This window comes from Candidatus Megaera polyxenophila, from assembly GCF_029982035.1.
GTDB lineage: Bacteria > Pseudomonadota > Alphaproteobacteria > Rickettsiales > Rickettsiaceae > Megaera > Megaera polyxenophila.
In genome coordinates this window covers 746,086-764,129 of the sequence record NZ_CP104166.1, presented here as the reverse complement: position 1 = coordinate 764,129, position 18,044 = coordinate 746,086, and the positions used below count along the sequence as shown (strand labels likewise).

Below are 18,044 nucleotides of genomic sequence, written 5' to 3'. Positions count from 1 at the left end.
AGTTTTACAAATTATGTGGCCAAGACGTGAAAGAAGTGTTCGCCATAATGATGTTATCTAGGCGTTGATAATAATTCATTGGTTCTTATTAATAACAATGGCGGAGATAAACCGTAATAAACTTGCCGCAGATTCATACATTTATTGCAATTATAGCAAAACAGAGGATCTATTTTAAAATTCAACCAAATCATTAATCTCCAACTAATGAGCTTAGTTTTCTTATGAACGATTTGATTAATTGCCTTATATACGATAGGTAATTGTACGCCCCTAGTTCTATTAGATAAAAAACCGTAATACCTAATCATTCGAAAATAACGATCTGGTATATGCATAATCAGACTAGCTATGAACTGCATCACGGGCATAGTTATGCGATCAATTGTATTATTATAGTGATCAAGAAATTTAAACGTTACCTGCTTTCCGTCGTAATTTTCTATTCTTGTCTCGGAAATAGGGGGCGTTTTATATACCGCCCTAAATATTCTATGTTGCGTTTATGATCATCCGATGGTTTTTGTAAATAAACATACCAACTGATTTCGTATAAACTACTCATCCAGTTATTAAAATTCTCAGCATTTTGATATGCGGACGGCAACTTCAAATTACTTGAGATATATTGAAAGCGAAATAACTCAAGGACTCTATGTCTCCACATTTTTTTAATAGGTTCGGCAGGAAAAAATAATTTTTGCCACTTGCCTTTGCTATTTATACCGCCGCAAGTAACCGATAAATGGATATGAACATTGCGTTTTAAATCTCTACCGAAAGTGTGTAAGGCAGTAAATATACCAACCACAAGATTTTTCTTTGTAGCTATCTCCTTAATAATTCCTGCTGCAATACCGGAAATCAATCCAAACAGATCACGATTGAGCCAAAATATCGGCCATAAAGAGTCCGGCATTGTAAATGTAATGTGCTGCCATCGTGTTTTTGGTAGAACATTGCTAGCCTTACTCACCCATTGATCCGTTTGTTTCTTACCACAACGAGAACAAAACCTACCTTTACAGCTGAATGCTACCGATTTATTGCGGTTACAATCACGGCAGCTATAACGTTTAAATCCTAAATATTTCGTTCCACACGATATAACTTTAGTGACGTTGAAAATAATGCCGTATCTTAGCTTGCCGTATTTTTTAGCGAAATCGAGACCAATTACCACGGTCTAGAAAAATATGTTTTATAGATATTCCTTTACCGACTATTTCCATAAATTACTTATAGTTAATGTTTTCTTACCAAGGAATCTTTCTTCCTTTGCGTTCTAAATCAAATTCTTTACAATCAGGGCAATAGTAAACAGAATTATACTTATGATTGGGAGATATTTTTCGCAACATTATCCAGAAAGCCTTGGCTATTTCCTTATCTCCTTCGGAAAAAATCTTTTTGATCCTGCTGTAAGGAATTGCTTGCTCTTTAGAAATGGCCTTAAGAGTTTTTACCGCTAATTCATTGACCAAATGCTGCTCAGAGTGCAAGTTACTCATAACTCAATTATATATTATCTTATGTATGTCTAACATTCAGTCTTTATAACTCAAGTTAAAACAAATCAAATACCAGTATTATAATCCTCCATAAATATTTATCGGTCAAGGGTATCTTCTTTTAAGCTGCCACCGATAGGTGGCTTATCTTGTTTTAGATATCTAGGAAATATACTGCACGAAATGGAAGTCTAACATATGAAGGCAATAAACGTCAAATATTCTCCCTATCTGTAAATTGAAGGTAAGTAATATGAGGTAGGTATTATGCCTACTGGTAATTTTTTTCTAAATGCTGTTTATCCAAATATTCGGGTTTACCAAAAATATCCGGATCCTGCATAATGAATAATTTATTGTTTATATTAGTAATTTTTTTTGTTGTTTTGAAATTCAATGTAATTATGTTATTTTCTTCAACTATTGTCATTATTTCGATATTTCTGGTATGTTTATTAAATAAAATTTCACTAATTTTACCGGAATCTAAATGACTTAACTCCAATTTATAATATCCGTTCTCTTCCTTGGCAGAAAGAACCTCGAATTGATTATCAAAATTTATTTGATCAATTAATAAAAAATTAAAAATATTTTCTTCTGCTGAGATTCTGCTTAAATTTTCCATTTCATAGTCGTAAACAGAAACGTAGTTTTTATTACCCACAATCAGTAGCGGAAAGGGTTTGAAGTAATTGACCCTAAATTTATACGGTTTATTTATAACTAGAATACCGCTAGCTTTTGTTCCTTGAGTGTCTGATTGGTCAAAATTAATAGCTACCGACTGAATATTTTGAATATAAGATTTTATATTGTCTACAATCTCTTTTTCTGAAGCAGCAAATGCAAAGTTGAGCTTGCATACCATTAATAGTATTATTATAAAATTAATTATACTCTGATTGCTAAACTTATGTGACTTAGCGGGTAGGTAATTCATAAAAAGTGTCCTGTACATTTGATTTAAGTTTTTATATAGTAATGAATGCATAATACAAGTTCAAACAGTAATAATATTTTTTATTAATAAATAAAGATGAGCATTAAAATTGCTGCGTTAAAAGAAAGGGCTAAAGGAGAAACTAGGACTGCAATTACCCCAGAAGTAGCTAGGTTATACGCAAAAAAGGGTTATAGTGTTTTTGTTGAGAAATCTATAGGGGGAGCGGCAAATTTTACCGATGAGGAATATACAGCAGCCGGAGCTAAGGTCTCCGGAGTACCACTCGAAATCATTTCTGATGCTGATATTATCTTAAAAGTTCAGCCTTCTCCAATGGAGGAAACTCTAAATGAAGTAAATATAGCCAAACCTGGTGCTACTATAGTGGGCTTGCTTTCGCCCCATTCTCATAGTGAATATATAGATAAAGCTATATCTAAAAATTTATCAACTATAGCCATGGAGTTAGTTCCAAGGGTTACTAAAGCCCAAAGTATGGATGTTTTATCTTCACAAAGTAATTTGGCCGGTTATAGAGCGGTAATAGAGGCATGTTATTATTATGACAGAGCTTTTCCTATGATGATGACGGCGGCTGGAACTGTAAATCCGGCAAAAGTATTGATTATCGGTGTTGGAGTAGCAGGGTTGCAGGCTATCGCGACTGCAAAAAGATTAGGCGCAGTTGTATCTGCTTATGATGTAAGGGCAGCAACAAAAGAACAAGTGGAAAGTTTGAATGCAAAATTTGTTTATCCACCAGCTGGGCTAGTTGATAGAGAAGATAAATCGGGATATGCAAGAGAAGTGACTAAGGATTTTGCTTCTATTCAAGAAGAGTTTTTACTTGGCATAATAGCTAATTTTGACGTAGTTATTACTACTGCCCAAATTCCCGGTAAAAAAGCACCAATTCTTCTTACAAAAAATATGGTTTCTAAAATAAAATTGGGTTCAGTTATAGTTGATATAGCAACTGCTACCGGGGGTAACGTGGAGGATTCTGTTATTGATAAAATCATAAGTAAAAAAGGAGTAAAGATTATTGGTTGGTCTGCTATAGCAACAAGAGTAGCCTCTGATGCCTCAAAATTATATGCAAAAAATTTATATAATTTTTTAGAACATGCCATAAAAAATGGAAAAATAGACTTTTCTGATGACATTGTTGAAGAAATGCTTATAGGTAAGGATGGGAAAATGATGAATAAGAAATTTAAAGTATAGAGGAGAAGTTCATGAATCAAGAGCTAGCAATTGCTAATAAACAGGCGGCAGAATTATCTGAGAAAGCTGCGGTATTGTCTAAGAAACTCACTTCTCTTGTTACAGAGGTACAATTTCAGCATACCTCTACAGTGGATCCTTTTATATTCGCCATTACCATATTCTCTTTAGCATGTTTTGTCGGTTATTATGTGGTCTGGAAGGTAACTCCTGCGCTACATACTCCTCTTATGTCTATTACTAATGCTATATCTGGGATTATCATAATAGGAGCTCTAATTGCTTCAAGCTCGCAAGGTTTCAGTTTATCTATGGTTTTAGGCTTTTTGGCTGCGTTTTTGGCATCTATCAATATTTTTGGAGGTTTCATAGTAACCGAAAGAATGTTGGAGATGTTTAAAAAGAAGTAATCTACAAATAATTTTTTGTTATGTCAGTGCGTTTAATCGAAATACTATATTTGGTATCTGCTGTTTGTTTTATTTTCTCCCTAAAAGGATTATCTTCACCTAAAACAGCAAGAAAAGGGAGCTTGATAGGAATATTGGGAATGTTGATAGCTTTGTTTGCAACATTTTCCTTACCTGATTTTTATCACAAAATACCATTATTAATTACTGTTGGTTTAGGAGGGATTGCTGGTGGGTATGTGGCTAGAAAAATCCCAATGACCTCAATGCCCGAATTAGTTGCTGGTTTTCATTCTTTTGTGGGGTTAGCTGCAGTATTTGTAGCATTTGCTGCTTTATTACTGCCAGCAAATTTTGGGATTGCAGATTATCAGGGGGGGATAACAATTTTAGCTCGGGTTGAGATGTCGCTCGGAGCTGCTATTGGAGCGCTTACCTTTAGTGGTTCAATTATAGCATTTGGCAAATTACAAGGTTTTATTGATTCAAAGCCTCTAAAATTTGCAGGGCAGCAGTATGTCTGTTTAATGGCGAGTATTTTCCTTATCACAATAATGATTTATTTTGCTCAAAACCAAAGTATTTTTTTGTTTAGCTTGATCGTTATAATTGCATTAATAGTAGGGGTCTTACTTATTGTTCCTATAGGCGGGGCTGATATGCCGGTAGTGGTTTCGATGTTAAATTCCTATTCCGGATGGGCAGCAGCTGGTATTGGATTTACGCTTGGAAATAGTTTGCTTATTATTACAGGGGCACTTGTGGGAGCAAGTGGAGCTATCTTGAGTTATATAATGTGCAAAGCAATGAATCGCTCCCTGCTGAATGTGATTTTTGGAGCTTTTAAACCGTCTGGGAAAGCACAAATCCAAGCAGAACAGGAGGAAAGGCAAGTTAATATTAGTAGCCCAGAAGATGCGGCTTATCAACTAGAGCATACTGATTCTGTAATAATTGTACCGGGTTATGGTATGGCGGTTGCTCAGTCTCAACATGCTATAAAAGAAATGGTTGATCATTTAAAGAAAAAAGGAATCAAGGTAAGATTTGCTATTCATCCGGTAGCAGGAAGAATGCCGGGCCACATGAATGTCCTGCTTGCAGAAGCAAATATAGATTACGATGATGTTTTTGAACTTGATGAAATAAATAATGATTTTGCATCAACTGATGTAGTTTTAGTAGTGGGTGCAAATGATGTTACGAATCCAGCTGCCAAATCTGACCCCAATAGCCCTATTTTCGGTATGCCGATTTTGGATGTGGCATCTGCTAAAACTATATTTTTTATAAAAAGATCTATGGCTTCGGGTTATGCAGGGATTCAAAATGAACTATTTTTTCAAAATAATACATTAATGCTATTTGGCGATGCAAAAAAAGTAATAGAAAGTATAGTAAAGTCCTTTGATGTATAGTTAGTTTATCTATTTCATAAATTTTTATTTCACAAATGGTTTTACTTGTTTATAATCTGCCGAATAATGCTAATTATACAAGTAAAATTTGTATAAGTAATTTTATATTATTATAGCTCAATGAATAAACGAAGGTCTATTTTTTTATCGGCTATTTCTGGAAATGTGCTAGAATATTATGATTTTACGGTTTATGCAGTATTTTCTTTAGCAATAGGACAAGCATTTTTTCCTTCCGGTTCACAAGTAATTCAGACATTATCTAGTCTTTCAGTATTTGCCGTAGGTTTTATAATGAGGCCAATAGGTGGTATTATTTTTGGTTATATTGCTGATAAGTATGGAAGAAGAGTTTCTCTCATTATTTCAATGCTTGGTATGACTATGACTACTTTTACTATCGGTCTTATCCCCGGTTACAGTGACATAGGTTATGGTGCGCCTATTTTATTAGTTATGATGCGGTTAATTCAAGGGTTATGTATTAGCGGAGAAGGTGCAGGGGCTGCTATATTCATTCTGGAACATTATCAAAATCTAAGACCCGGTTTTACTGCTGGGATAGTTCATGCGTCAAATATTGCCGGCACTTTACTTGCTAGTTTTGTGGGTATTATTTTGGAACAATTATTTCCTGAATTGGAATTTGCTTGGAGATTTGCCTTTATCTTAGGAGGGATTATGGGAATAATTGGTTTTTATTTCAGGCTTAGAGTATCGGAAACGCCAATATTTGAAATGCTTGCTGAAAAAAAACGTACTTTAAAGATGCCTTTTATGCATGTTATTCGCAGTTCATGGCCGGCAATGCTAATAACCTGTTGCCTTGGGGGATCTGCAAGTAGTTTGGTGTATATTATAAAAACATATATAAATATTTTTTATTATGAAGTATTGGGATTTGATAAAACTACAGCTTTAATTTACCTTTCGTACTCTTCTGTAATTATGATGCTTACCATGCCATTGTCTGGTTACATTTCAGATCATATTGGTAGGTTTAAAATGATTATCATTGCCTCAATAACAATAGTTATTGCTGCTACCCCTGCCTTTATGCTGCTTGCATCTCTCGAAATTTGGAAACAAATAGTTGCGCTTACAACCATTGCTATGTTAGGGGGATTTATTGCTGGTACAGCTTATATATTTATTATCTCATTATTTTCAGCAGAAGAGCGATTTACTGGAGTAGCCTTTAGCTATAATTTAGGTGTTGCCCTGTTTGGGGGGACTTCAGCAGTAATTTCTAGGTGGCTTGTGGAAGTAACCCATCTCTACCATGCTCCAGCATTTTATGTTATGATCACCTCGTTATTATTTCTAGCTATGGCTTATAGTATGAAAAAAACTATAATTAGGTTAATCGATACTAATTTAAAACCAAAATGAAACCTTATAGATTAGGTATTCTTGCTGAATATTTGGCCATATTGATCTACAAGCTAAAGTTCTATAGTATAATTTGTCATCGCAAGAAAAATTTTGTTGGCGAAATTGATATTATTGCGTGTAGAGGGAAGCAATTGGTATTTATTGAGGTTAAAGCCAGAAACAATAATATTATGGAAAATATAGTACCAAAGAACCAACAAAATAGAATAAGGCGTTCAGCTGAATTATTCTTAAGTCATAATGACAAATATAATGGTTGTGAGGTAAGATTTGATTTGGTTTTTATTCGGCCGTATAAACTGCCTGTAATAATAGAAAATGCTTGGTAAAAAGTTATGATTCAACGAGAAAGCACGGCAAAATGGTTCGAGGAACTGCGCGATCAAATTTGCGGCTCTTATGAGCAAATAGAAATTGATCATGCTAAGGAGCATAATTTAGTAGCCGGTAAATTTATAAAAAAACCTTGGGAAAGAGAGGGAGGCGGTGGTGGCGCTATGTCTATCATGCATGGTAATGTTTTTGAAAAAGTTGGAGTTAATATTTCTACTGTACACGGGATATTCTCCGAGGAATTTAGAAAACAGATACCAGGAGCTGCGGAGAATCCTGAATTTTTTGCCACTGGTATTTCTCTGGTTGCCCATATGTGCTCACCCCTTGTTCCTGCGGTGCATTTTAATACGCGGTACATAGAAACGACAAAAAGCTGGTTCGGCGGGGGAGCTGACCTTACACCTATGTATGCGGATGATAAAGAAACAAAGATATTTCATCAATCGTTTAAAGAGGCTTGTGATAAACATGATCTAGACTATTATCCTAAATTCAAAAAAGCATGTGATGAATATTTTTTCTTAAAACATAGAAATGAGCCAAGAGGTATTGGTGGGATATTTTATGATTATTTAAATACCGGTAGCTTTAATAATGATTTTGCTTTTACAAAGGATGTCGGTATCGCAATGAGGGATATATACCCTGTTATTGCTCGGAATAAAATGGATCTATCATGGACGCAGGAACAACGAAAACACCAGCTGATAAAAAGAGGAAGGTACGTAGAATTTAACCTTTTATATGATAGAGGTACGTCATTTGGGCTTGCAACCGGCGGTAATGTTGAAGCAATTTTAATGTCGTTACCACCTGAAGTAAAGTGGCCTTGAAGGTTATTCTTTTTGCGTAAGATTTTTTTGTTTTATCAATTTATCAAATAATATCTTTTTTTCTTCAGATAAGGATTCCCTCCGGAGTTTTGCCATTTCTTCAAATGTACCTTGAAGGCAGTCCGGGGTAAGTACATCTGTAATTAGTGTCCCATTTAAATGATCTATCTCATGCTGGAGTACCCTCGCATAAAATCCAGTTTCGATTGTTGAAATTTCTGCTCCTTCTTCATTCTGGTATTTAACTTTAATGGCATTATATCTTGGTACTTGCCCACAAACGGTTTTTACTGAGTAACACGCCTCAAAATCGCTATATTTTCCTTGAGCTTCAACCGGTTCATATTCTGCATTAATTAATGTGTGCATGGGATAAATTTTAGCATTGTTGCGAAGCAGAGAAGCAGTTTCTGGTATATATATTACGGCAATATTTTTATTTATATCTATCTGCGGAGCAGCAAGCCCTACACCATCAAGAGCAAATAATATTTCTTTCATCAGAATTATTATATTTTTATCCTCCTCTGATAAAGGAAACGTAAGCCTTTGGGTTTTGGATTTTAATACTGATTTCTCTTTATCGATAAAATCTTCAATCGTTATAATCTTTTTTTTCATATCTTTAAGAATTTTACTAATCATCTTGATGATAATAAATTAAATCCAATAATTCGTCTATTTATATATAAGTAAATTATTTATTAATATATTAATTATTATTTAACTAAATAAGCTTACCATTTTAATTATGCGCTTTTACATATTAATTATTTGTATGTTTATGGTTACCTATTTTATGTTCAAATTTTTAGCGAGGAATAACCTATGGCAAAGGAAAGATCATTTTGGGACTGGATTTTCGGGAGCTCATGCTGCAGTGATAGGGGTAAGAATTATGCTAGAAAAGAAAGAGATGAAAGCAAAAATGAAGTAGCTAAACCTTCAAAAGTTATGAAGAGTTTAGAGGAAGAGATTGAAAATGAACCGGGGTCAATTTTTGCAGAAGTTCCATTAGATGAAAATAGCGAATATAACAGCTATCTGATTGGAGAAGGAGAAAGTAATGGTAGCGTTGAAATCAGATAATTATACTTTTTAAGTGCTAGGGCATTAGGCGCAAGTACAAAGCCTTCTCTAAAAGTTTAAGGGCAAATGCAAAATTTTAAAATTCCTAAGAACAAAGGTAGCACCCTAAACTAATTTGCTAGAGATTTTTTGTATAAAATATTATAAATTTCACAACTTTCTATCAGTTCTTTATGTGTACCACTACTCGCTAATTTTCCTTGATCTATAACTAAAATATTATCGAAATCCTGAATAGAAGTAATTCGGTGAGCTATTGATATAACAGTTTTACCATACATAATCTTCTTGATGTTATCTAATATTTCTTGCTCACTTTCGTTGTCAAGAGCACTTGTTGCCTCATCAAGAAGTAATATCTCAGGTTGATAAAGAAGTGCTCTTGCAATTGCGATTCTTTGTTTTTGTCCACCCGATATTCTAACTCCTTTTTCACCGATTTCAGTGTCAAGGCCAGCTGGTAAATTATTAGCAAACTTATCGATACCGCATAAATGTACTACTTGCTGGAAATCCTCTTCTTTGGCATCAGGATTAGAAAACATAATATTATATCTGATTGTTCCAGAAAAAATATCAGGCTCTTGAGGGGTATAGGCTATTATTTCTCTTAAATAATCTCGGTCATAAGAATTTATATCACGGCCGGCTATTTTGATTTTTCCAGACTGATGTTTGTAAAAGTTGAGCAATAATTGCATTATGGTACTTTTACCTGACCCTGATTTGCCGACTATAGCAGTAAATTGATTCTGTTTTACGCTAAAGCTAATATTATTAAGGGTGAGTATATCTTTCCTTGAGGGGTAAGAAAAATTTACATTTTCAAAAGAAATATCATAATTCTGGAAAACATTTTCAAATTTTTCATGATGTCTAGTAACTACATGCTGATTAGAGAAAGCTTTAGTATTTGACCTTAGATTAAAAACCCTATCAAGAGCGGCAAGAGGACCTTGTATCTCACTAAATAATTCTGCTATACCTCCAGCACTCATCCCAACCATCATGGCGTAATAAATAAATGATATCATCTGGCCTGAAGTCATTTTGCCATTGATTATGTCAAGACTGCCTATCCATATTACCATAGTTATAGATCCAGCTATAGCAGCTATAGCTAGGGCAAAAAATAAGGACCTTAACTTAAGCCTTTTACTGGAATGTTTAACGTAGGTAGCAATTTTTTCATTAAATCTCTTTAAATTATGAGGTTGTTGATTAAAGGCGTATAAAGTTCTAATAGCTGAAAAACTTTCTTCTATAAAAGATGATAAATCAGCTTTTTCTGCCATTACCTTTCTAGAAATACTTCTTATATGTTTACTTAAATGTAAAAGAGGCATAAGCAGAAGTGGCACAGTAAAAATAACTAACATTGATAATTTAGCACTTTGTAAAAACATCAAAATAATTGCCCCAGATAGCATTATAGAATTGCGAATAAAAAAGGATAAGAAATTAGTAATTAGAGTTCCTACTGACTCAAGATCTGAACCAAGCCTTGAAATAATGTCCCCGATTTTTAATTCTTCAAATGCGGCTATTTCAAGCTGAAGTAGATCTGCATAACTATCTGCTCTGATTTGAGAAGTAATTTTCTCTGCTACAATATTAATGAAATACGAACGGAAAAAGCTACCAATTGCGAATATAGCAATTAGCCCTGATGTTAAAAAAATTGAATTGTTAATTGAATTAAGTTGGTTGCTACTTAACCCATTATCTACTAAATGCCTAAAAACTGTTCCTACACCGAGTAATGAAAGGGCAACTGTAAATAATGAACAAAATACTATTATTAAATTGAATTTATGATTTTTTAAGTATCCTAATAATATTTTGACGTTATTATTCATAATAAATCCTTAATCTGAATATCTAAATCTTTAGATAAAACACTAAACAACTCTTTTCCTGATTTGGATTTCCATGATTTACCATCATGTAAGAAGTGGTAAGGACCGCTAACCGGTGAAGAAAGCCAGATTTCTTTTACCGATGCTTGCTTATTGAGAACAAATATACCAGATTGCGTAGTAATATTCAATATATCTCCATTAACATCAACATCTATATTTCCTGTTATATCATTATCCTCAATTGTTTTTGCAATAAGGTTAATTATTCTAGTTACTTCTTTTGCGAAGTCTTTATCGTTTATCATGGTAATTATATTTTTACAATAGTTCTGATCTTGTTTATTGCTTTATACCCCATATAAACAGCTAGTCTTTCAATAATAATTTCTTGTTGAAAAGCTATTTCTACTGAGGTAGCAGCATTATTAACTTCTACCATTAAGATATTAATTTTCTGTTTTTTGTCTTTTGTAGTGCTAATCTTTAGTGGTAAGGTATTGTGACTATATTTTGCTCCAACTATTTTTTGCCAATTAATAATTATCTCAGCTAGTACTGGGTTTTTGTTTTTGTAAATTTTATAAATAATTTTATTAACATTCTCAATTATGGGTTTCATATTATACGGACCTAATTAGAGTAACCCCTACGGTTAATATACCGAGGATAATGCAAATAACAGGATAAAATAAGGATCCTATTGAAAGTAGCATAAGAATAAAATTACATTTTATTATTCTTAGGACAACTACTTTATGGCTGAGACCTTTTTTTACAGCTTTTTGGAAAAAGTGCTGTAAGTGTGGTTGCCAGATTTTTTCTCTTTTTACTAATCTAATTAATAAGGTTAACCCTCCATCGGCGATATAATACAAAGATGATATAACGCAAGCAGCAAATAGCCTGTCGCTCCCAGAAGCAACAGTTAATAAACAAATACCGAGTATAAAACCAAGACTGATGCTTCCTACATCGCCAATAAAAATACTGGCCGGTTGCCAGTTAAATAAAATAAAACCGCATGACCACCCGAGAATTATAGAAGCTACAGTAATAATTGTCCATACGTTTGGAATAATGTCATATTTGATAAAGCAAAGAATTAGTATTACTAGAGAAAGATGGATAGACTCGGAAACTGTTATTCCATCAATTCCATCAAGGAAATTATAGACATTGAGAAAAGTTAACAACGCAAAAGATCCGATGATCAAATCTACATGCAGTGATAACTCACTGTGTAATATTTTATGTGGGTGAATAAGCCACATAACGGCTAAAACAGAACATATTGTATGGATCAATAATCGGAATAATACCGGTACTTCCACTATATCATCTAAGAATGAAATCAGGGCAATCGGAGCAAATATTAAGATAATCTTGCCAGAATTATATAATTCTCCTAAACAAACATATTCAAACGTCGGTAATAATAAACAAAATATTATTACTAATGCTAGCCCACCTCCTCTTGGAGTAGTCTTGGAATGAACCCTTCTATCGCTTGGTTTATCAACAATATTAAATTTGGACATAATGGCTATCAAACATTTTACCAGAATTATTGATGATAAAAAGGATGATAAAATAAGTATTGGAAGCCAAAAGAGGTAATTCATAATAACATATTTGTTTTGAAACTGTAATACTCACCCCTGCCGATAATTACATGATCATGTACACTTACATTTACGGTCTTACAAGCATTAACTATTTGTACTGTCAATTCAATATCTGAGGTAGAAGGTTTTGCGCTGCCGCTTGGATGATTATGAACCAGAATAATTGCTCCGGCCTCGTGAACCAAAATTCTTTTTATTATTTCTCTTGGGTAAACAGGTGTTTGATCAATAGTACCGGTTGCCATTATTTCATCAGCTATCAAGCTATTTTTCTTATTTAGGAATAAAATACGGAATTGTTCGATCTGTAAGTTACCCATATTAAATTTTAAATATTCAAGTAAAGCACCCCATGAGCCAATAATATTCCGATTCATAACTTGGTTTATAAGAACTCTATTCATTAGTTCTTTAATTATCTGTAGGCTTATGAAAAAGTTTTGGTTTACCCCTTTAACTTCAGATAGTTTTTGTCTGCTTGTGTTAATTAAATTATTTAAATTACCAAATTTATTTAATAGCTCTTTCGCCAGGGGCTTTACATCTTTTCTAGGAATTGATTGAAAAAGCATTAACTCGATCAGTTCATAATCGCTAAAGCTATTCGGAGGATTTTTAAGAAACTTATCCTTCTGACGCTTCCTATGCCCAACATAATGCGGCAAATTCTCATTTGGTGTTTGCATATGGGGGGTATAGTAAATTTTTCTCTGAAAGTGTGAAAATTTCCACTCCGCTATCAGTTACTCCAACGGTATGCTCAAATTGTGCAGATAAAGATTTATCCCGTGTAGTTACGGTCCAGCCATCTATTTTGCTTAAAATAGTTTCATAGCTGCCAGCATTTACCATAGGTTCAACAGTAAAAAACATCCCTTCTTTCAACGTAAGTCCTGTATCAGGTTTGCCGTAATGAAGGACTGTTGGTTCATCGTGAAATATCTTACCAATACCGTGGCCAGTATAATCCCTTACTACTGAATAATTATGTTTTTCAACATGTTTTTGAATGGCATGACCGATATCTCCAAGTTTTACTCCCGGTTTTATCATTTCTATACCAATCATCATAGCTTCGTAAGTAATTTGAATAAGTCTTTTTGGTTTAATAGCTATCTCCCCCACATAAAACATTCTGCTGGTATCTCCATGCCAGTCGTCTAATATTACTGTTACATCGATATTAAGTATATCACCTATTTTCAATTTTTTATCCGAAGGTATGCCGTGGCACACTACGTGATTTACTGAAGTGCATATTGATTTAGGAAAGCCTTTGTAGTTAAGAGGTGCTGGTATGCCGCCATTCGAAGTGATAAATTCATGGCATAAATTGTCAAGATAATTTGTGGTCACTCCAGGTTTTACATAATCTGTAATAAAATCAAGAGTTTGCGCAGCTAATTTTCCAGCTGCTCGCATTTTAATAAAATCGTTTTCTTTATGAATTTTCACGGACATTTTACTTAGTAAAACATTTATTTTATTATGCAGATAGCAAGTATAATTGCTTATTAAAATTAAGTCTAGTACCAGTTATGGTTAAGCTTTCAATTTTATGTTAAATATAATAACAAAATTACTGATTTGTATTCAATTTAAGGCAAAATAAAAAATAGACAGTAAAAATTAAGTATGTTACGATTCACTACCTTTAGTTATTTTCCAAAATAAATTTAATCTTAATTTATGCAAGATTTTAAGAAAATTTTTAATAGCACCTCGCTCTTTTCTAAAGTTAGCCATGAATTAAGAACACCGGTCCATGGGATCAAAGGACTTGCTGAGTATCTTCGTAACAACTGGGAAAAACTGGATGAAAAAACCAAAAAATCATGCATGGATGATATATTTGAATCTGCTTGTTCTCTTGAAGATATTGTAGAGAAATTATTTCAACTAGCTAATTTTAGCGATAATAATATAAATTTTCATTTTGAAAAAGCCGATATAATAAAGGTTATTCAAGATGCAGTGGAAAGAAATAATCTTTTTATTACTGATAAGAATGCAGTAAACCTATTTTTGGAGTGCGTAGATAAAGAAATAAAAATTAGTATTGATCAATTTTGGATAAAGCAATTAGTGTCTAATTTAATAAGTAATGCAATAAAGCATTCTCGTGCAAAAAATATTAAAGTTAAGATTAATTCAGAAAAAACTGTGGATAGTAAAAACATGGTTATTTCAGTCATTGATGATGGCGTAGGAATACCATCGAAAGAATTAGGAAGTATATTTGAGGCATTTAAGCAAGGATCAAACATTAATGAATCACTTAAAGGTTCTGGATTGGGTCTTGCTATATGCAAGGAAATTGTTGTTGCACATGGCGGGGAAATTTGGGCAAAGAATAATGAGACAGGTGGTACAAGTGTAAGTTTTTCTTTATCAAAATAGAAAGCTTGAGCCTTATAAATTAACACAAGTGAATCTTACAATATTCAAGAAAATTGTATAAGGATGAAAAATTATTTGAACGAAATTAAATTGAGCATCAAGATTGGATTAATGGTATTAATAGGCCTTTCTGCTTTTGAGGCAAGCGCTGAAATTGTACAAGCATCTTCAGTTAATGATATTAAAACATACACTTCTCAGTTTGAGAGCAAAGACACTCTTGTTTTATTTGACTTGGATTATGTGCTGTTTGTACCGCGAGATAGAGTATTGAGATATGCGGGTGAAGAAAATAATTATCGTTCAAAACACTTCAAAGCTATATTTAAAGATTTTCAAGGAAAAGAGATCCCTCTTGGTAAGGATAAAGTGCCAATGGCTGAGTATTTAATTAGCCAGATTTTATCTTCTAGTAAAGTTGAGTTGGTATCTCTGGACATGCCAAATTTTGTTAATGAACTTGATTCTAAAAAAATGGCTGTTGTCGGATTCACGGCCAACAGCAGTGGAAAATATGGCATTGTTCAGAATGAAGCAGAACTTCATTTATCCCGCCTGAGCTCTCTTGGGTATCATTTTAAAGATAATGGTGATTTATTAAAAGGGGAGTTTCCGGAATGCATCTCTCGTGTTATATTCACGAACAAAGCCGATAAAGGAAAGGTGCTTTTAGGGTTCTTAAAACAATTAAACAAAAATTACAAAAATATCATTTTTGTCGATGATCGATTGAAAAATCTAACTTCAGTACAAAATATACTTAAAGATCATGAAATTAATTACCTCGGTATTCATTATACTGAACTCCAAGATAAAAATGAGGTATTAAATCAGGATATAGCAGATAAACAGTTTCAGGTTTTATCCCAAGAGTATATATGGTTGAGCGACGATGAAGCACAAGCTAGGCTAAATATAAAGCCCGACTGAAAGTCAGAGAGGGCATGGACATATTATAATTTCTACAGAGAGAAAGTTGTGAACAAGGAAATTGCTTTAGAAAAAAATGCTATATTATTTGTAGATGATGAGAAAATTTGCCATACTTTAGTTAACCTTGTAATCCCCAATTTTACAAAATACAAGGTTATAAATGCCCATAATGCTGAAGAAGCTGTTTCCCTTGGCAAGAAATACGCAAATAGTATTTGCTTAGTTTTATCTGATATTATGTTACCAGATATAAGCGGTTATGGAATATATAAAATTTTTAGGAAAGATAAAAAACTAGCTAATATTCCTTTTGTTTTTCAAAGTGGTATTCCGTGCCAAGAAAAAGAATTGAAAAAGCACTTGGCAGACGAATCAGTTCAAATAATTTATAAACCTTATACACAATCTGATTTAGTTGAAATGATATCTAAAGTACTAGGTTAATAGGTAAAATTGTTGAAAAAGAACATAATTTAGTTATCATTAACGCGTTTCTAACCCAAATAAACGATAAAGAAGTGTCAAATAACAGATTTTATATTACAACTCCTATATATTATGTTAACGATGTTCCTCATATAGGTCATGCTTATACGAGCCTTGCGTGTGATGTAATTGCTAGATTCATGAAATTGGCAGGTAAAGAAGTTTGGTATTTAAGTGGTACTGATGAGCATGGGCAAAAAGTTGAAAAATCAGCTCTAAATAATGACCTTTCTCCTCAGGAATTTACTGATAAAATGTCTATAAATTTTAGAAATTTGCTCCAGTCATTAAATATTGCAAATTCTGATTTTATTAGAACTACCGAAGAGAGGCACAAGTTAGGAGTAAAGGCTTTTTGGAATAGATTATACGAAAACGGGGATGTGTATCTTGGCAAGTACTCTGGTTGGTATTCCGTTCGGGATGAAGCATTTTATGATGAGTCTGAATTAACCCCTGAAGGTTTCGCCCCAACTGGAGCTCCAGTTGAATGGTTAGAAGAACCTAGTTATTTTTTTGCTTTATCGAAATGGCAGAATAAGTTATTGGAATTTTACGACGCAAATCCTGAATTTATTATACCTAAAACCAGAAGAAATGAAGTGATAAGCTTTGTAAAAAACGGTCTCATGGATTTATCAATTTCAAGAACTAGTTTTAAATGGGGTATTCCTGTTCCGGGGAATGAAAAGCATATTATTTATGTATGGCTTGATGCTTTAACGAATTATATCTCAGCTCTTGGTTATCCCGATAAGACAGGCAATTACAGCAAATTCTGGCCAGCTGATGCCCATGTTGTAGGTAAGGATATTTTAAGATTTCATGCCGTTTATTGGCCGGCTTTTTTGATGGCCGCCGGTCTTCCTTTACCAAAATCAATTATTGCCCATGGTTGGTGGACTAATGAGGGGCAAAAAATATCAAAATCTCTTGGTAACGTTATTGACCCGTTTAAGCTTATTGAGAATTTTGGTCAAGATCAGGTAAGATATTTCCTGATGAGGGAAGTTATATTTGGTAATGACGGGAATTATGCACACGATAATTTAGTTCAAAGAAACAATACTGAACTTTCTAATAAAATTGGTAATCTGATCCAGCGTACTTGTTCTTTTATCTTTAAAAATTGCGGGCAAAAAATGCCAGATGTTACCAAAAGATTTATAGATAACATGTATCAGGATTCGTTTTTTGTTCAATTAGAGGATATTGTTAAGGATACTATCATCCAAATGGAAAGTTATAACATTAATGCTGTTCTTGACCATATTATATACATAACTGAACAATCAAATATTTATATAGATCGGGAAGCACCATGGGCTCTAAAGAATTCTGATCTTCCTAAAATGAATGAAGTTTTGTATAGAATTGTTGAGACGATTAGATATATTGGCATTTTAATACAACCGTTTATACCTGATTCAGCAGCAAAAATTTTAGACCAACTTAGTGTTCCAGAGGATAATCGTGATTTTAGACATTTAACCCAAGAGTTTGCCATTAAACCTTCTACTAGGATAAGCGAGCCGCTGCCGATTTTTCCAAGGTTAGAAATAAGGAATTAGCA

20 protein-coding genes and 1 pseudogene are annotated in these 18,044 nt (G+C 33.4%); 11 read left to right on the top strand and 10 right to left on the bottom strand.

Translation table 11 applies throughout. The features are described from left to right. Positions 1-53: 53 nt before the first annotated feature. The 3 genes and pseudogenes from N3Z16_RS04070 to N3Z16_RS04060 all read right to left on the bottom strand — a co-directional run bounded on the left by N3Z16_RS04070 (position 54) and on the right by N3Z16_RS04060 (position 2,454). A pseudogene (locus N3Z16_RS04070) lies at positions 54-1,183 on the bottom strand (IS91 family transposase). A 73-nt stretch (positions 1,184-1,256) separates the two neighbouring features. Beyond that, positions 1,257-1,511 carry a hypothetical protein gene (locus N3Z16_RS04065; protein ID WP_282485543.1) on the bottom strand — a complete coding sequence of 85 codons (255 nt, stop codon included), beginning with the start codon at positions 1,509-1,511 and terminating at the stop codon, positions 1,257-1,259. 271 nt (positions 1,512-1,782) lie between these two features. Next, entirely contained in the window at positions 1,783-2,454 is a 672-nt protein-coding gene (locus N3Z16_RS04060) for a LolA family protein (RefSeq protein WP_282486843.1), read from the bottom strand. Positions 2,455-2,556: 102 nt separating this feature from the next. Here N3Z16_RS04060 and N3Z16_RS04055 point away from each other — a divergent pair, with 102 nt between their 5' ends. The 6 genes from N3Z16_RS04055 to hemF all read left to right on the top strand — a co-directional run bounded on the left by N3Z16_RS04055 (position 2,557) and on the right by hemF (position 8,076). Beyond that, complete coding sequence (locus N3Z16_RS04055) at positions 2,557-3,684, top strand: NAD(P) transhydrogenase subunit alpha (RefSeq protein WP_282486958.1); 1,128 nt, start codon at positions 2,557-2,559, stop codon at positions 3,682-3,684. An 11-nt stretch (positions 3,685-3,695) separates the two neighbouring features. Beyond that, complete coding sequence (locus N3Z16_RS04050) at positions 3,696-4,094, top strand: NAD(P) transhydrogenase subunit alpha part 2 (RefSeq protein ID WP_223938837.1); 399 nt, start codon at positions 3,696-3,698, stop codon at positions 4,092-4,094. Between the two features lie 20 nt (positions 4,095-4,114). Beyond that, on the top strand, positions 4,115-5,512 hold the full coding sequence (locus tag N3Z16_RS04045) for an NAD(P)(+) transhydrogenase (Re/Si-specific) subunit beta (RefSeq protein ID WP_282486841.1): 1,398 nt from the start codon (positions 4,115-4,117) through the stop codon (positions 5,510-5,512). Between the two features lie 120 nt (positions 5,513-5,632). Then, on the top strand, positions 5,633-6,904 hold the full coding sequence (locus tag N3Z16_RS04040; RefSeq protein ID WP_282486840.1) for an MFS transporter: 1,272 nt from the start codon (positions 5,633-5,635) through the stop codon (positions 6,902-6,904). After that, positions 6,901-7,236, top strand: coding sequence for a YraN family protein (locus tag N3Z16_RS04035; protein ID WP_282486839.1), 336 nt, complete (start codon positions 6,901-6,903; stop codon positions 7,234-7,236). Before N3Z16_RS04040 ends, N3Z16_RS04035 begins: the two co-directional genes overlap by 4 nt. A 6-nt stretch (positions 7,237-7,242) precedes the next feature. Beyond that, on the top strand, positions 7,243-8,076 hold the full coding sequence (gene hemF / locus N3Z16_RS04030; protein ID WP_282486838.1) for an oxygen-dependent coproporphyrinogen oxidase: 834 nt from the start codon (positions 7,243-7,245) through the stop codon (positions 8,074-8,076). A 3-nt stretch (positions 8,077-8,079) separates the two neighbouring features. Here hemF and N3Z16_RS04025 read toward each other — a convergent pair whose 3' ends face one another. Next, complete coding sequence (locus N3Z16_RS04025; protein ID WP_282486836.1) at positions 8,080-8,697, bottom strand: peptide deformylase; 618 nt, start codon at positions 8,695-8,697, stop codon at positions 8,080-8,082. A gap of 207 nt (positions 8,698-8,904) precedes the next feature. Here N3Z16_RS04025 and N3Z16_RS04020 point away from each other — a divergent pair, with 207 nt between their 5' ends. Next, positions 8,905-9,165: a hypothetical protein gene (locus N3Z16_RS04020; RefSeq protein ID WP_282486835.1), complete on the top strand. Its 261-nt coding sequence runs from the start codon at positions 8,905-8,907 to the stop codon at positions 9,163-9,165. A gap of 110 nt (positions 9,166-9,275) precedes the next feature. On the opposite strand, the gene N3Z16_RS04015 is transcribed toward N3Z16_RS04020, so the two are convergent. The 6 genes from N3Z16_RS04015 to map all read right to left on the bottom strand — a co-directional run bounded on the left by N3Z16_RS04015 (position 9,276) and on the right by map (position 14,113). Then, a complete protein-coding gene (locus N3Z16_RS04015; protein ID WP_282486834.1) occupies positions 9,276-11,024 on the bottom strand; it encodes an ABC transporter ATP-binding protein in 1,749 nt (582 codons plus the stop codon). Beyond that, positions 11,021-11,332, bottom strand: a complete 312-nt coding sequence (cyaY, locus tag N3Z16_RS04010; RefSeq protein WP_223939586.1) for an iron donor protein CyaY — start codon at positions 11,330-11,332, stop codon at positions 11,021-11,023. Before cyaY ends, N3Z16_RS04015 begins: the two co-directional genes overlap by 4 nt. A gap of 5 nt (positions 11,333-11,337) precedes the next feature. After that, positions 11,338-11,646 carry a DUF721 domain-containing protein gene (locus tag N3Z16_RS04005; protein WP_282486833.1) on the bottom strand — a complete coding sequence of 103 codons (309 nt, stop codon included), beginning with the start codon at positions 11,644-11,646 and terminating at the stop codon, positions 11,338-11,340. A 1-nt stretch (position 11,647) separates the two neighbouring features. Beyond that, the gene (locus tag N3Z16_RS04000; RefSeq protein WP_282486832.1) at positions 11,648-12,565 is read right to left on the bottom strand and encodes an MraY family glycosyltransferase; all 918 of its coding nucleotides are present in this window, start codon (positions 12,563-12,565) and stop codon (positions 11,648-11,650) included. Positions 12,566-12,645: 80 nt separating this feature from the next. Continuing rightward, the gene (gene radC, locus N3Z16_RS03995) at positions 12,646-13,338 is read right to left on the bottom strand and encodes a RadC family protein (RefSeq protein ID WP_223939583.1); all 693 of its coding nucleotides are present in this window, start codon (positions 13,336-13,338) and stop codon (positions 12,646-12,648) included. Then, positions 13,322-14,113, bottom strand: coding sequence for a type I methionyl aminopeptidase (gene map / locus N3Z16_RS03990; protein ID WP_282486831.1), 792 nt, complete (start codon positions 14,111-14,113; stop codon positions 13,322-13,324). Before map ends, radC begins: the two co-directional genes overlap by 17 nt. A 228-nt stretch (positions 14,114-14,341) precedes the next feature. On the opposite strand from map, the gene N3Z16_RS03985 reads away from it, so the two are divergent. The 4 genes from N3Z16_RS03985 to metG all read left to right on the top strand — a co-directional run bounded on the left by N3Z16_RS03985 (position 14,342) and on the right by metG (position 18,042). After that, positions 14,342-15,052, top strand: a complete 711-nt coding sequence (locus N3Z16_RS03985; RefSeq protein WP_223939581.1) for a sensor histidine kinase — start codon at positions 14,342-14,344, stop codon at positions 15,050-15,052. 75 nt (positions 15,053-15,127) lie between these two features. Then, positions 15,128-15,982 (top strand): DUF2608 domain-containing protein, encoded by an 855-nt coding sequence (locus tag N3Z16_RS03980; RefSeq protein WP_282486830.1) that lies wholly within the window; start codon positions 15,128-15,130, stop codon positions 15,980-15,982. Between the two features lie 48 nt (positions 15,983-16,030). Continuing rightward, on the top strand, positions 16,031-16,429 hold the full coding sequence (locus N3Z16_RS03975; protein ID WP_282486829.1) for a response regulator: 399 nt from the start codon (positions 16,031-16,033) through the stop codon (positions 16,427-16,429). 38 nt (positions 16,430-16,467) lie between these two features. Then, the gene (gene metG / locus N3Z16_RS03970; protein ID WP_282486957.1) at positions 16,468-18,042 is read left to right on the top strand and encodes a methionine--tRNA ligase; all 1,575 of its coding nucleotides are present in this window, start codon (positions 16,468-16,470) and stop codon (positions 18,040-18,042) included. Positions 18,043-18,044 lie beyond the last annotated feature (2 nt).